The sequence below is a fragment of the Streptomyces sp. NBC_01478 genome (assembly GCF_036227225.1).
Classification (GTDB): Bacteria; Actinomycetota; Actinomycetes; order Streptomycetales; family Streptomycetaceae; genus Streptomyces.
In genome coordinates, this window is the sequence record NZ_CP109444.1 from 4,955,945 (window position 1) to 4,968,294 (window position 12,350).

At 69.8% G+C, this 12,350-nt stretch carries 16 protein-coding genes; 8 read left to right on the forward strand and 8 right to left on the reverse strand.

Translation table 11 applies throughout. From position 1 onward, the window contains the following. Positions 1-24: 24 nt before the first annotated feature. Together OG223_RS22165 and OG223_RS22170 are read left to right on the forward strand one after the other, a co-directional pair. Positions 25-279, forward strand: coding sequence for a type II toxin-antitoxin system Phd/YefM family antitoxin (locus tag OG223_RS22165; RefSeq protein ID WP_329251290.1), 255 nt, complete (start codon positions 25-27; stop codon positions 277-279). Further along, entirely contained in the window at positions 276-524 is a 249-nt protein-coding gene (locus OG223_RS22170; RefSeq protein ID WP_329251294.1) for a type II toxin-antitoxin system RelE family toxin, read from the forward strand. Before OG223_RS22165 ends, OG223_RS22170 begins: the two co-directional genes overlap by 4 nt. On the opposite strand, the gene OG223_RS22175 is transcribed toward OG223_RS22170, so the two are convergent. Together OG223_RS22175 and OG223_RS22180 are read right to left on the reverse strand one after the other, a co-directional pair. Continuing rightward, positions 499-879 carry a VOC family protein gene (locus OG223_RS22175; protein ID WP_329251296.1) on the reverse strand — a complete coding sequence of 127 codons (381 nt, stop codon included), beginning with the start codon at positions 877-879 and terminating at the stop codon, positions 499-501. The two genes, OG223_RS22170 and OG223_RS22175, sit on opposite strands and share 26 nt — an antisense overlap. A gap of 3 nt (positions 880-882) precedes the next feature. Beyond that, a complete protein-coding gene (locus OG223_RS22180; protein WP_329251298.1) occupies positions 883-1,689 on the reverse strand; it encodes a trans-aconitate 2-methyltransferase in 807 nt (268 codons plus the stop codon). A gap of 119 nt (positions 1,690-1,808) precedes the next feature. Between OG223_RS22180 and OG223_RS22185 the strand changes: the two genes are divergently transcribed. Beyond that, the gene (locus OG223_RS22185; RefSeq protein ID WP_019064646.1) at positions 1,809-2,306 is read left to right on the forward strand and encodes a MarR family winged helix-turn-helix transcriptional regulator; all 498 of its coding nucleotides are present in this window, start codon (positions 1,809-1,811) and stop codon (positions 2,304-2,306) included. Here the strand turns inward: OG223_RS22185 and OG223_RS22190 are convergent. After that, on the reverse strand, positions 2,265-3,032 hold the full coding sequence (locus OG223_RS22190; protein ID WP_033284298.1) for a LuxR C-terminal-related transcriptional regulator: 768 nt from the start codon (positions 3,030-3,032) through the stop codon (positions 2,265-2,267). The genes OG223_RS22185 and OG223_RS22190 overlap by 42 nt on opposite strands. A 261-nt stretch (positions 3,033-3,293) precedes the next feature. Between OG223_RS22190 and OG223_RS22195 the strand changes: the two genes are divergently transcribed. Next, the gene (locus OG223_RS22195) at positions 3,294-3,749 is read left to right on the forward strand and encodes a GNAT family N-acetyltransferase (RefSeq protein ID WP_329251300.1); all 456 of its coding nucleotides are present in this window, start codon (positions 3,294-3,296) and stop codon (positions 3,747-3,749) included. Between the two features lie 62 nt (positions 3,750-3,811). Beyond that, the gene (locus OG223_RS22200) at positions 3,812-4,720 is read left to right on the forward strand and encodes a sulfotransferase family protein (protein WP_329251303.1); all 909 of its coding nucleotides are present in this window, start codon (positions 3,812-3,814) and stop codon (positions 4,718-4,720) included. Positions 4,721-4,749: 29 nt separating this feature from the next. Here OG223_RS22200 and OG223_RS22205 read toward each other — a convergent pair whose 3' ends face one another. After that, positions 4,750-5,700 (reverse strand): hypothetical protein, encoded by a 951-nt coding sequence (locus OG223_RS22205; protein ID WP_329251306.1) that lies wholly within the window; start codon positions 5,698-5,700, stop codon positions 4,750-4,752. Between the two features lie 76 nt (positions 5,701-5,776). Between OG223_RS22205 and OG223_RS22210 the strand changes: the two genes are divergently transcribed. Continuing rightward, positions 5,777-6,250, forward strand: a complete 474-nt coding sequence (locus tag OG223_RS22210) for a hypothetical protein (protein ID WP_329251308.1) — start codon at positions 5,777-5,779, stop codon at positions 6,248-6,250. 41 nt (positions 6,251-6,291) lie between these two features. Here the strand turns inward: OG223_RS22210 and galK are convergent, their stop codons facing one another. Genes galK through galT form a run of 3 tightly spaced genes read right to left on the reverse strand, consistent with a single transcriptional unit; the run spans position 6,292 to position 9,476 of the window. Continuing rightward, positions 6,292-7,434 (reverse strand): galactokinase, encoded by a 1,143-nt coding sequence (gene galK / locus OG223_RS22215; protein ID WP_329251310.1) that lies wholly within the window; start codon positions 7,432-7,434, stop codon positions 6,292-6,294. 21 nt (positions 7,435-7,455) lie between these two features. After that, positions 7,456-8,418 (reverse strand): UDP-glucose 4-epimerase GalE, encoded by a 963-nt coding sequence (gene galE / locus OG223_RS22220; protein WP_329251312.1) that lies wholly within the window; start codon positions 8,416-8,418, stop codon positions 7,456-7,458. After that, positions 8,418-9,476 carry a galactose-1-phosphate uridylyltransferase gene (gene galT, locus OG223_RS22225; protein ID WP_329251315.1) on the reverse strand — a complete coding sequence of 353 codons (1,059 nt, stop codon included), beginning with the start codon at positions 9,474-9,476 and terminating at the stop codon, positions 8,418-8,420. The genes galE and galT overlap by 1 nt, the downstream gene beginning before the upstream one ends. A 149-nt stretch (positions 9,477-9,625) precedes the next feature. On the opposite strand from galT, the gene OG223_RS22230 reads away from it, so the two are divergent. Then, a complete protein-coding gene (locus tag OG223_RS22230) occupies positions 9,626-11,314 on the forward strand; it encodes a sodium:solute symporter family protein (RefSeq protein ID WP_329251320.1) in 1,689 nt (562 codons plus the stop codon). Positions 11,315-11,335: 21 nt separating this feature from the next. Further along, entirely contained in the window at positions 11,336-11,674 is a 339-nt protein-coding gene (locus OG223_RS22235; RefSeq protein WP_329251323.1) for a hypothetical protein, read from the forward strand. Between the two features lie 197 nt (positions 11,675-11,871). Here OG223_RS22235 and OG223_RS22240 read toward each other — a convergent pair whose 3' ends face one another. After that, entirely contained in the window at positions 11,872-12,285 is a 414-nt protein-coding gene (locus OG223_RS22240; protein ID WP_329251326.1) for an ATP-binding protein, read from the reverse strand. Positions 12,286-12,350: the final 65 nt, after the last annotated feature.

Below are 12,350 nucleotides of genomic sequence, written 5' to 3' on the forward strand. Positions count from 1 at the left end.
TTAATCTTGTGCAACACTGAGGTCATGACTGAGATCACGATCAGCGCGGCCCGCGCCCAACTCGGTGACCTGGTCCGCCGCGCCGCCCACAGCCGCGAGACCATCGCCCTCACGGACCACGGGCACGTGGCCGCGCTCCTTGTCTCGCCGCAGGTGATAGAAGATCTTGAGGACGCCCTCGCTGTCTCGGACTATCAGCGGCGCAAGGCGGAGGGCACTCTGGGTCCGGGCATCCCCATGGCCGAGGTGCGAAGGCGACTGGGGCTTGAGAAGAAGTGACCTACGAGATCATTTTCGAGCCTCACGCCCTCGACGCCGCCACACGCTTCCTGGAAGAGGACCCGAAGGGCCTGTCCGCGACCCTGGACGCGATCGACGAACTGGCGCACAACCCCCGCCCCGTCAACTCCGTCGCCTACGGCGTCGACATCCGGCGCCTCCGCGTCGGCGGCTACCGCGTCCTGTACGTCATCGACGGCGAAGTGATCCACATCCTCGTCACCCACCTGGGCCGAACCGCCTGACCGCCTCCAGGAACTCCAGCCGGTTCCCCACCGGGTCCTCCGAGTAGAAGCGCCGGTACCCTGGCAGGTCGTCGTCCCAAGTGACAGACGCCCCGCGGGCCTCCAGCCGGGCCGCGTACGCCTCGATGCCGGTCACCCGCAGCCCGGGGTGGGCCTTCTTAGCGGGCCGGAAGTCGGCCTCGACGCCCAGGTGAAGCTGCACCGCCCCCGCCCCGAACCAGCACCCGCCCCGCGCTGCCAGTACCGGTGGCTTGGGGATCTCGGTCATGCCGAGGGTGCCGACGTAGTAGCCGCGCAGCGCGTCCTCCGCACCCTCCGGGGCCGCCAACTGCACATGGTCCACGGCCACGAGCATCCCTCACACCTCCCTGCGGGCCACCGCGAACAGCCGCCGGAAGGGCAGCACCGTGCCGTACTCCGCCGTCGGATACGCCGCGCGCAGCAGATCGCGGTACTCCGTCACGAACGCGTCCCGCGCCTCCGGGTCGTCCGCGAGGGCGGTGAGGGCCGGGCGCAGACCCGTGCCCTTGACCCAGTCGAGGACGGGGTCCTCGCCGGGCAGGACGTGCTGGTACGTCGTCTGCCAGACGTCCGCCGCGCAGCCCAGGCGGGCGAGGTGGTCGAGGTAGACGCCGGGGGCGTACACCGAGTCCTCGCGGCGCAGCACCTCACCGAGCCGGCTCTTCCAGCGGGCGGTCGCGGCGAGTTCGCGCATCAGGGCGTGCAGGGGCGCGTCGATGTTGTCCGGCACCTGGAAGGCGAAGGTGCCGCCGGGCGCCAGCGCGCCCACCCAGTCGCCGAACCGGTCCAGATGCCCCGGCACCCACTGCAGCGCCGCGTTCGACACGATCAGGTCGTACGTCTGGGTCGGCACCCACTCCGTCGCGTCCGCGTGGGCGAAGTCGAGCCGGCCGCCGCCCGCCGTGGGGCCCGCGTAGGGGTCGGTCTGCGCGAGCATCTCGGGCGAGTTGTCGTAGCCGGTGATGTGCGCGGTGGGCCAGCGGTCGGCGAGCACGGTGGTCACGTTGCCGGGGCCGCAGCCGAGGTCGGCGATGCGGGGCGCGGTGCCGGGCAGGTCGGTGACCCGGGCGAGGAGGTCGGCGAACGGGCGGGCGCGGTGGCCGGCGTGGCGGAGGTACTGAGCGGGATCCCAAGTCGTCGTCATGCCCTCCACTCTCTCCGCCCACTTATCTTGATGTCAAGAGACTTGAAGCCGAGATACTTGTTCTCGATATAGTCGATATCAAGAGACTTCACGTCGACACAACCACTACACTGATCGTCATGGAGGACGAGGTCGATCGGCTTGTCGCAGCGTGGCGCCGGGAGCGCCCGGACCTCGACGTGGAGCCGCTCGAGGTGCTCAGCCGGGTGAGCCGACTGGCCCGGCATCTGGACCGGGCCCGCCGGCTGGCGTTCGCCGAGCACAGCCTGGAGCCCTGGGAGTTCGACGTGCTGACGGCGCTCCGGCGCGCGGGCAGCCCCTACCAGCTCTCCCCCGGACAGTTGCTGACCCAGACCCTGGTCACGTCCGGCACGATGACGAACCGTATCGACCGCCTGGCACAGAAGGGCCTGGTCGAGCGGCTCCCCGACCCCAGCGACCGCCGGGGCGTCCTGGTCCGTCTCACCGAGGAGGGCCAGGACCGCGCGGACCAGGCCCTGGCCGGCCTGCTCGCCCAGGAGCGCGCGATCCTCGCGGAACTCTCCCGCGCCCAGCGGGGCGAACTGGCCGGGCTGCTACGCCAGTTGACCGCCCCGTTCGACAACATCCCCGGCTAGGTCGACGGGACCGACGCCCGCGCGCCGGGCGAGTGCGACCGCCGCGAGGGTCGAGTGGACGCCCAGTTTGCCGAGCACGTTTTGCATATGCGTCCGGACCGTGTGCGGGGAAAGGAACAGCCGCTCGGCGACCGCCTTGCGCCCCAGCCCGGCCACCATGCAGCGCAGCACTTCGCGCTCCCGCGGAGTCAGCGACTCCACCAGACGCTCGCTCTCGGTGCGGTGCTTGCGCGCGGCCGTCAACTCGCGCAGGACCCCGGTCAGCAGGGCCGGCGGCAGATGCGTCTCGTCGCGCAGGACACCTCGGATGACGGTTAAAAGCCTGGACAGCGAGCAGTCCTTGGCGACCCAGCCGGAGGCCCCGGCCTGCAGGGCCAGCGCGGCCCGGCGCGGATCGTCCTTCTCGGCCAGCACGACCATCCGTACGCTCGGCTGGGCGGAACGGACCCCGGCGACCAGGGAGATCCCGTCCACCAGCCCGTCCTCGTTCCCCGCCTGAACAGGCACGGCGGGCCGGACGCCCGGCACATTGCCGCCCAGATCGGCGTCCACCAGCAGGACGTCGAATCTGCGGCCCTCGGCGTTCGCGCGCTCCATGCAGCGCAGCGCGGCGGGACCGCTGCCCGCCGCGGAGACGTCGACATCGGGCTCGGCCGCCAGTGCCGCGGCGAGCGATTCGGCGAAGATGCGATGGTCGTCGACGACCAGGACTCGGATGCGAACCACGAAACCCCCTTCCCCAGGCTCCTGGTGGAGCAGGGGATACCTCATCGTCGGGAGACGAAGCGATGGTTGCGGGTACGACGCCCGGGAGAGGCCGAAGCCGCACGGCCGCCGCCGTGCAGAGACTGCTACCCCCACATCGGGCGTCGTACCCGACTTGTCTCGCCCCCTGAACAGCACCGGCCCCCACCGGTGCTGTTCACAGCGTACGGCCGGGGCGCAGGAGCGGAACCCAATTTGCAGAACTGACTGTCCGGCACGTTTATGGTGAGCCGCATGTTTCGTATTGAGACGGAAGTCGACAAGGAGCGACGCGATCTGCTCCGCGCCCGGCTGCGCGAAGCCAACACGGCCGCGTCGCCGGTGCTCCGCACCCTGCGAGGAACCCCGGCGGAACGCGAAGTTCCGCTCCATGTGTGGGCGTTGGACGACTCCGGCGGCCTGGCGGGCGGGCTGGTCGGGCACACCTGGGCGGGCTGGCTGCATGTGGTGTACCTGTGGGTGGACGGCCGGCACCGGGGGACGGGACTGGGCGGCCGGCTGCTGGCCACGGCCGAGCGGATCGCCCGCGACGAGCGCGGCTGTGGGGCGGCCCGGCTGGAGACCTGGGACTTCCAGGCGCCGGAGTTCTACAAGAAGCAGGGGTACGAGGTGGTGTGCGTGATCCCGGACTATCCGCCGGGGGTCACCGAGTACACCCTCACCAAGAACCTGGGGTGAACACATCCGGGGTCAATGAGACGCTCAGCCCAGTCTCAGACACCCCCTTTACCGTGCCCGCCATGAGCATGCTGCGGAAGCTGAACTCCAAGCTCGCCGAGACGACCGGCTACCAGATACGCCGGGCGCCCACGCCGCCCACGGCGACGACAGCGGGTTCCCTGGGGGCGGTTCCCGCGCCGCGCGGTGCACGCCCCACGCGCCCCGACCCCGTACCGGAGACGACGGCGGTGGATCCGGCGGTCGACCGGTTGCTGGAGCGACCGGTGTTCATCCTGACCTCGGTGCGTTCCGGATCGACGCTGCTGCGCATGATGCTCGGGGCGCACTCCCGGCTCCATGCCGCGCACGAACTCCATCTGACCGGTATCGAGGTCTACTTCAAGTCGGGCACCCCCACGGAACGGTCCCTGCGGACCCTGGGGCTGGGCCACGAACAGTTGGAGGGCCTGCTCTGGGACCGGGCCCTGCACCGTGAACTGGTCAAGTCCGGCAAGCAGTTCATCGTGGAGAAGACTCCCGGCAACGCCTTCCAGTGGCGGCGCATCGCCGAGACCTGGCCCGACGCGCGCTTCGTCTTCCTGCGCAGACACCCGGGCGCGGTGGCCCGCTCCTGGCACGAGGCCGTACCGGACCGCACCCGCGAGGAAGCGGCCCAACGCGTCCTGAAGTACATGGAGTCGATGGAGGAGGCCCACGCGGAACTGGGCGGCCACGTCCTCCGCTACGAGGACCTCACCACCGACCCCGCCGCCGAACTACGGTCCCTCTGCGCCTACTTGGACCTGCCCTACGAACCCGGGATGACCGACTACGGCAGCAGCCTGGAGGGCGCCGTCCTGGGCGCCGGCTTCGGCGACTGGACCGACAAGATCCGCACCGGCCAGGTCCAGCCGGACCGCCCGACCCCGGCGCCGGAGGAGTTCCCGGAGACACTGCGGCCGATGTGCCGGGCGTGGGGTTACCTCTGATCCACCTCTGAACTCCCCGGACAGCGGCCTCAGTTGTCCATGTCCGGCAGGGAGTCGATGACGCGCTCAAGCTCCTCGGGGGACAACGGCCGCCCCCACAGGGCCAGGGTCCACTGCCAGGTGCCGTCCTCCCAGTGGTGGACGAACGCCTGCGGATCGCCGACCCAACCGGGCTCGAACAGCGGGGTGTTGGGCCGCTGCCGGATCAGCGCCGCCATGGTGGGCGCGTCGTCCGCCGCACCGTCGTTGTACAGGTCGATCGCGAGCAGCCCGGTGGCGAGGTCGCCGTCGAACACACGGGGCTCGGCATGGTCGAGTCCGCCGGGCCAGAACGCGGGGACGGGAAGGGGCCGTCGACGGTAGTGCGCGGCGACCTCGTCCCGCCGGCGCCGGTGAGCCTCTTCCGCCGCCGCTGCCGCGTCGTTCCACTGGAAACGGCTGTCCGGCAGCTCCGCGGGGAAGTCCAGCTCGGTCAACTCCTCGCGGTATCCGACCTCTTCCACCTCCACCGCCAGAAGGATGCCCGCTCCGGCATCCACGACCACCCGCAGCGGACAGTGGAGAGATGGGGTCCGCAAGGTCACCGCCCAGGCATCCCGTCCGTCGTGGCGCACCGGCACCGGCGCCGCCGCGCTGGTCGCCCCCGCCAGTACCGGACCGCGCCCGCCGGTGATCAGGCGGTGCGGCGACGGGTCGAGGTCCCACGGGAACTCCGGCCCGAAGTCCAGGCCGGCGGGGAAGTCCTCCGCACGGCGCCCGTCCTCCGGGTCCCACGCGCCGATGGAGACGTCCCCGTTGTCGTACTCGACGAACCAGTCGTGGGGAGGCCGGTGAGCGAAGCGCGCGGACACGCGGACCGGGCTGGGGGGCGGCCAGTTCCGTCCGCTGTCCCGCCGGGGCCGGACCGAGGTGTGGCGGCCCACGACGGCAAGCCCGGGCGCGCGGCCGAGCAGATCGCGCAGCTCGGTCCAGCTCACCATGCGCGTCCTCCGCCGTCCTCGGTTCGGTTGCGTCCCGGCCGCGAGCGTACGGCGGCCGTCGCCGTACGCTCGCACCATGGACGTCTGGTCGGACTGCGCCGCCTGGAGTCGTCGCCTCCTGGCCGCCGCCGAGCTGCTGTCCGGCTACCGTCACCTGCGGCACCGGCGATACGAGGACTGGTGGGTTCACCCGGATTCGGCCGACGCGGTGGTGCGGACGCTGCTCGCGCTGGGCATCCATTCCCTGGTGCTGGACGCGATGGCCCAAGGGCGGTCGTACACACCGGAGTTGATCGGACGGCTTCGGCCGGCCGACATAGGGAACGCGGTGACGAAGCGGCCCGATCATGAGCTGCTCGCCGGTCTGCCCGCTCTCGACGAGGCCGACCGACTGCGCGTCGACGTGGTGCGGATCCTCACCTACGACCCCGCGTCCGCGCTGACCGCGGTGCGGCTGCGCGCACTGGCCCACGGCGCGCTGCATGGGCTGGGCAAGAGCGTCTCCGCCGAGGATCCCGTCTGCGAGGACGTAGCCGGGATGCCTCGGTGAGCGGATGCCCCGGTCGGACCGGGGCATCCTCGCCGTAGCCCTTACTCCACCCGTCGCGCCCCCGCCGACGGCACCGCCGGGAACACGCGCGGCGCGGTGTAACCCGCCGCCGCGAAGGCCTCCTCGACCGCCTTCGTGACCGTTTCCGCGTCCGCGGCCTCCACGAGGACGACCGCCGAGCCGCCGAAGCCGCCGCCCGTCATCCGGGCGCCGAGCGCGCCCGCGCCGACCGCCGTGTCGACCACGAGGTCCAACTCCGGGCAGGAGATGCGCAGATCGTCGCGGAGCGAGATGTGGCCCTCGGTGAGGATCGGGCCGATCGCCCGTACGTCTCCCGCGTCGAGCAGGGTGATGACCTGGTCGACCCGGTGGTCGTCGGAGACGACATGGCGGACGTAGCGCCGCACCCGCTCGTCGGACAGGCGGGCCAGGGACGGCTCCAGGTCCTCGTACGCCACGTCCCGCAGGAAGGGGACGCCGAGTTGGCGGGCGCCCTCCTCGCAGCCCTCGCGGCGTTCGGCGTACGCGCCGTCGCCGAGGGCGTGCTTGACCCTGGAGTCCACGACCAACAAGGACAGGCCCTCCGACGCCAGGTCGAAGGGGATCTGACGGATCGACAGGTCTCGGCAGTCGAGGTGGAGCGCGTGGCCCGCCTCGCAGCAGGCCGAGGCCGTCTGGTCCATGATGCCGCAGGGGACGCCGACGAAGTCGTTCTCCGCGCGCTGCGAGAAGCGGGCCAACTCCGGGCCGGACAGGCCCAGTTGGAACAGGTCGTTCAGGGCCAGGGCCGTGACGACCTCCAGCGCCGCCGACGACGACAGGCCCGCGCCCGTCGGGACCGTGGACGACAAGTGGATGTCCGCGCCGGTCACTTGGTGGCCCGCCTCGCGCAACACCCAGACCACGCCCGCCGGATACGCGGCCCAACTGGTGTTCGTGCGCGGGGCCAGTTCGTCGATGTGCAGTTCCACGACCGGGCCCTCGATGTCCGCCGAGTGGAGGCGCAGGACGCCGTCGCTGCGGCGGGACACCGCCGCCACCGCCGTGTGCGGCAGGGCGAGCGGCATCACGAAGCCCTCGTTGAAGTCGGTGTACTCGCCGATCAGGTTGACCCGGCCCGGCGCGGCCCAGACGCCCTCGGGAGCCGTCCCGTACAGCTCCTCGAAGCCCTCACGTACACCCACGTGTGATCCCTAGCCCTTCGGTCAGTTCGATACGTTCTGCGCGAACGCCCACGCGTCCGCGACGATGCCCGCGAGATCCGCGCGGGACGGGTTCCAGCCGAGGCGCTCCTTGGCGCGGGCCGCCGAGGCGACCAGGGCCGCCGGGTCGCCGCCGCGGCGCGGGGCCACGACCTCGGGGATCGGGTGCCCGGTGACCTGGCGGACCGTCTCGATGACCTGGCGGACGGAGAAGCCCTCGCCGTTGCCCAGGTTGCAGATCAGGTGCTCGCCGGGGGTCGCCGCCTTCAGCGCGAGCAGGTGCGCGTCGGCCAGGTCCGCGACGTGGATGTAGTCACGGACACACGTGCCGTCCGGCGTCGGGTAGTCGTCGCCGTAGACGGAGATCGCGTCGCGCTTGCCCTGGGCGACCTGGAGGACGAGCGGGATGAGGTGCGACTCGGGCTGGTGCCGCTCGCCGCAACTGCCGTACGCGCCCGCGACGTTGAAGTAGCGGAGCGAGACCGCGCCCAGCCCGTGGGCCTGCGCCTCGCTCGTGATCATGAAGTCGACCGACAGCTTCGAGGCGCCGTAGGGGTTGGTCGGGGAGGTGCGGGCGGTCTCGACGATCGGGACCTCCTCCGGCTCGCCGTACGTGGCCGCCGTGGAGGAGAAGACGAGCTTGCGGACGCCGGCCTCGCGCATCGCGGCGAGGAGGGCCATCGAGCCGCCGACGTTGTTCTCCCAGTACTTCTCGGGCTTGACGACGGACTCGCCGACCTGGGAGAACGCGGCGAAGTGGAGCACGGCTTCGTAGGACGGGTCCAGCCACTTGGCGGCGTCGCGGATGTCGCCCTCGATGAACGTGGCCCCCGCCGGCACTCCCTCGCGGAAACCCGTCGAGAGGTTGTCCAGGACGGTGACCTCGTGGCCCGCCTCCAGCAGATGCTGGGCGACCACGCTGCCGACGTAACCCGCCCCGCCCGTGACCAGGTACTTACCGCTCATCAACTCGCTACCTCTCGCAGTCGCTCGGCCGCGCGCTCCGGCGGCACGTCGTTGATGAACACGCTCATGCCGGACTCGGAACCCGCGAGGAACTTCAGCTTGCCGGACGTACGGCGAATGGTGAAAAGCTCGAGGTGGAGCGCGAAGTCGTCCCTGCTCACACCCTCGAACTCCTCCAGCGTGCCGAACGGCGCCTGGTGCCAGGCGGAGATGTACGGCGTCGGAGGCTCGCCCTCACCGAAGATCCGGTCGAAGCGCCTCAAGAGTTCCAGATAGACCTTGGGGAACTCTGTGCGGGCCGCCTCGTCCAGCCCGAGCAGATCGGGCACCCGGCGCTTCGGGTACAGGTGGACCTCGTAGGGCCAGTGCGCGGCGTACGGCACGAAGGCCGCCCAGTGTTCACCCTCAAGGACGACCCGCTCACCGGCGAGTTCGCGCTCCAGGACCGAGTCGAAGAGGTTCTCCCCGCCCGTCGCCTCCTTGTGAGTTGCGAGTGAACGCAGCATCAGCGCGGTGCGCGGAGTGGTGAACGGATAGGCGTAGATCTGGCCGTGGGGATGACCGAGCGTCACGCCGATCTCCTCGCCACGGTTCTCGAAGCAGAACACCTGCTCGACCGAGGGCAGATGCGACAGCTCCGAGGTCCGGTCCGTCCACGCGTCGAGGACGAGGGCCACCTGCTCCTCGGTCAGCGAGGCGAAGGACGCGTCGTGGTCGGAGGTGAAGCAGACCACCTCGCAGCGTCCGGAGTCGCCGGCCAGCGAGGGGAAACGGTTCTCGAACACGACGACGTCGTACGAGGAGTCCGGGATCTCGCTGAGCCGGTCGCCCGTCGTCGGGCAGAGCGGGCACTGGTCGACCGGCGGGTGGTAGATGCGGCCCTGGCGGTGCGAGGCGATCGCCACCGAGTCGCCGAGCAGCACGTCCCGCCGTACCTCCGAAGTGGTGACCGTGCGCTCCAGCGGGCGTCGGTCCACCGCGTCGCGCACGGTGTCGTCCCGCAGGTCGTAGTAGATGAGCTCACGACCGTCGGCCAACCGGGTCGAGGTCTTCTTCACGCCGGGCTCTCCATCCGTACGTACATCCACGCCGCCATCCATGGCTTCACACAGAACTAAACACATCAAACCACCAATCCCCCCAGTCGTCACCATCAAAATCAAACAAAGAACACCAAACAAAGAACATCAAACAAGGTGAGCGCTTGATGCAGACTCTGCAGCCCCCCACCTCTCTCGCCGCCGAGCTCCGGCTCCCCACCAACGGGCTCGACTACACGATCCTGGCGATCTACTTCGTGGTCGTCCTCGGCATCGGCCTGGCCGCCCGCAGATCGGTGAAGACGAGCCTCGACTTCTTCCTCTCCGGGCGTTCCCTGCCCGCATGGATCACCGGTCTCGCCTTCATCTCGGCCAACCTGGCCGCCACCGAGATCCTCGGCATGGCCGCCAACAGCGCGCAGTACGGCGCCTACACCGTCCACTGGTACTGGATCGGCGCCATCCCGGCCATGGTCTTCCTCGGCCTGGTGATGATGCCCTTCTACTACGGCTCGAAGGTGCGCTCGGTCCCGGAGTTCCTCCTCCTCCGCTTCGACAAGTGGGCACATCTCCTGAGTTCGATCCTGTTCGCCTTCGCCGCGATCCTGATCGCCGGTGTGAACCTGTACGCCCTCGCGATCGTCGTCGAGGCGCTGCTGGGCTGGCCGCAGTGGGTGGCGATCGTCGTCGCCGGTGCGTTCGTGCTCGCGTACATCACCCTCGGCGGGCTGTCCTCGGCGATCTACAACGAAGTGCTCCAGTTCTTCGTGATCCTCGCGGCCCTCATCCCGATCTCCTACCTCGGCCTGAAGAAGGTCGGCGGCTGGGACGGGCTGACCCACAAGCTGGACGCGGCCCACGGCCACAACTTCACCACCGCGTGGGGCGGCACCGGCATCGGCAGCGTGAACCCGCTCGGGGCGAACTGGCTGACCATCGTGCTGGGTCTCGGCTTCGTGCTGTCCTTCGGCTACTGGACGACCAACTTCGCGGAAGTCCAGCGCGCGCTCTCCGCGAAGAACCTGTCCGCGGCTCAGCGCACCCCGCTCATCGCCGCGTACCCGAAGGTCTTCATCGTGTTCCTGGTGATGATCCCGGGGCTGGTCGCCGCGGCGCTCGTCCCGAAGATCGGCACCAGCGGCTCGGACCTCCAGTACAACGACGCGATCCCGTACCTGATGGAACAGTTGCTGCCCAACGGCGTCCTCGGCATCGCGGTGACGGGGCTCCTGGCGGCGTTCATGGCGGGCATGGCGGCCAATGTGTCGTCCTTCAACACGGTGTTCACGAACGACATCTGGGCGAAGTACGTCGTCACCGACCGCGAGGACGCGTACTACGTCCGCTTCGGCCGCCTGATCACGGTGGTCGGCGTGGCGGCGTCAGTGGGCACGGCCTTCCTGGCCTCGTCCTTCTCGAACATCATGAGCTACCTCCAGACCCTGTTCTCCTTCTTCAACGTGCCGATGTTCGTCGTCTTCATCGTCGGCATGTTCTGGAAGCGGGCCACCCCGAAGTCCGGCTTCTGGGGCCTGCTCGCGGGCACGGTGACGGCGATGGTGAACTACTTCTGGATCTACAAGCAGGGGATCATCTCCATCCCCTCCGACCAGGGCGCGAACTTCGTCTCCGCGATCGCCGGGTTCGTCGCCGGCGCGGTGGTCATGTTCGCCGTCTCCCTCTTCACCCAGCCCAAGTCGGCCGAACAGCTCCAGGGCCTGGTCTACGGCACGACGTCCCCCGGCATGACCGAGGCGCCCGCCGCGGGCGACGACGCGTGGTACCGCCGGCCGGCCCTGCTCGGTTGGGGCGCGGTGATCCTGGCCGCCCTCTGCTACATCCCGTTCTCGTTCTAGCCGCGGGAGGATTGAGAAACCATGTCTGAACACTCAGATCACTCAGGTCACTCCGGACACTCGGAGCACGACCTCCAGCGCGAGGTCAGCGAGCTGGAGGGCAAGTCGACGACCGCGTCCCGCCTGTTCGATCTGCGGCTGATCATCGGGGGGTTGTTCGTCGTCTACGGCGTCATCGTCACGATCGCGGGGATCAACCCGTCGGACTCGTCACTGGACAAGTCCGAGGGCGTCAACATCAACCTGTGGACCGGGATCGCGATGCTCTTGCTGGGGATCTTCTTCCTGGGCTGGCTGAAGCTGCGGCCGACACCTCCGGTGGAAGTGGCGGAGGTCGCGGAGGAGGAAGAGGGGGCTTAGGTCGGCTGCCGGGTGCGGGTGAGCTGTGGCTGGTCGCGCAGTTCCCCGCGCCTCTGGGGTAACTGCGCTGGCGGCATTGGTCAGTTGACCTGCACCGGTCGCGCCCACGCGGCGGAGCCGCACACGTCACAGCCCCGCGCCCGTTGGGGCAATCGGGCTTGCGGTGTTGGTCAATGGGCCTGCCCTGGTCGCGGGCCCTAGGCCACGCCCAGTTCGCACCACACGTATTTGCCGCGCCGCCCGTTCCTCGACAACGGCTGCCAGCCCCAGGAGTCGGCGCAGGCCCGCACCAACGCGAGGCCTCTCCCTGCCTCGGCGTCCAACAGATCCGCCAACTGGCCCGGCGGTTCGGGAGGTTCGGGGTCCGCGTCCCACGCGCCGACCCGCAGCACCCCCGCCGACCAGCTCACGCGGAGCATCACCGGCCCCTTCGTATGCAGTACGGCGTTGGCCACCAGCTCCGTCGCGACGAGTTCGGCGGTGTCCGCGACCCGGATCAGGCCGTGCACGGTGAGGACCAGGCGGAGGGTGCGGCGGCAGACGGTGACGGCACGGCGGTCGTGCGGGACGGAGAGGGAGTACTCCCAGGGTTCGGGCTCGGTTTCGGGCATGCGTGAACTCCGTTGGTGGTGTGGGGAGTTGATGCGGTTCACGGGCGGTGGCCTGTCACGCCGTC

Excerpts from the sequence above, each read along its gene's own strand:
- OG223_RS22165 (WP_329251290.1), top strand. The coding sequence starts at position 25 with ATGACTGAGATCACGATCAGCGCGGCCCGCGCCCAACTCGGTGACCTG.
- OG223_RS22175 (WP_329251296.1), bottom strand. The coding sequence starts at position 879 with ATGCTCGTGGCCGTGGACCATGTGCAGTTGGCGGCCCCGGAGGGTGCG.
- OG223_RS22180 (WP_329251298.1), bottom strand. The coding sequence starts at position 1,689 with ATGACGACGACTTGGGATCCCGCTCAGTACCTCCGCCACGCCGGCCAC.
- OG223_RS22185 (WP_019064646.1), top strand. The coding sequence starts at position 1,809 with ATGGAGGACGAGGTCGATCGGCTTGTCGCAGCGTGGCGCCGGGAGCGC.
- OG223_RS22195 (WP_329251300.1), top strand. The coding sequence starts at position 3,294 with ATGGTGAGCCGCATGTTTCGTATTGAGACGGAAGTCGACAAGGAGCGA.
- OG223_RS22200 (WP_329251303.1), top strand. The coding sequence starts at position 3,812 with ATGAGCATGCTGCGGAAGCTGAACTCCAAGCTCGCCGAGACGACCGGC.
- OG223_RS22205 (WP_329251306.1), bottom strand. The coding sequence starts at position 5,700 with ATGGTGAGCTGGACCGAGCTGCGCGATCTGCTCGGCCGCGCGCCCGGG.
- OG223_RS22210 (WP_329251308.1), top strand. The coding sequence starts at position 5,777 with ATGGACGTCTGGTCGGACTGCGCCGCCTGGAGTCGTCGCCTCCTGGCC.
- galE (WP_329251312.1), bottom strand. The coding sequence starts at position 8,418 with ATGAGCGGTAAGTACCTGGTCACGGGCGGGGCGGGTTACGTCGGCAGC.
- OG223_RS22230 (WP_329251320.1), top strand. The coding sequence starts at position 9,626 with ATGCAGACTCTGCAGCCCCCCACCTCTCTCGCCGCCGAGCTCCGGCTC.
- OG223_RS22235 (WP_329251323.1), top strand. The coding sequence starts at position 11,336 with ATGTCTGAACACTCAGATCACTCAGGTCACTCCGGACACTCGGAGCAC.
- OG223_RS22240 (WP_329251326.1), bottom strand. The coding sequence starts at position 12,285 with ATGCCCGAAACCGAGCCCGAACCCTGGGAGTACTCCCTCTCCGTCCCG.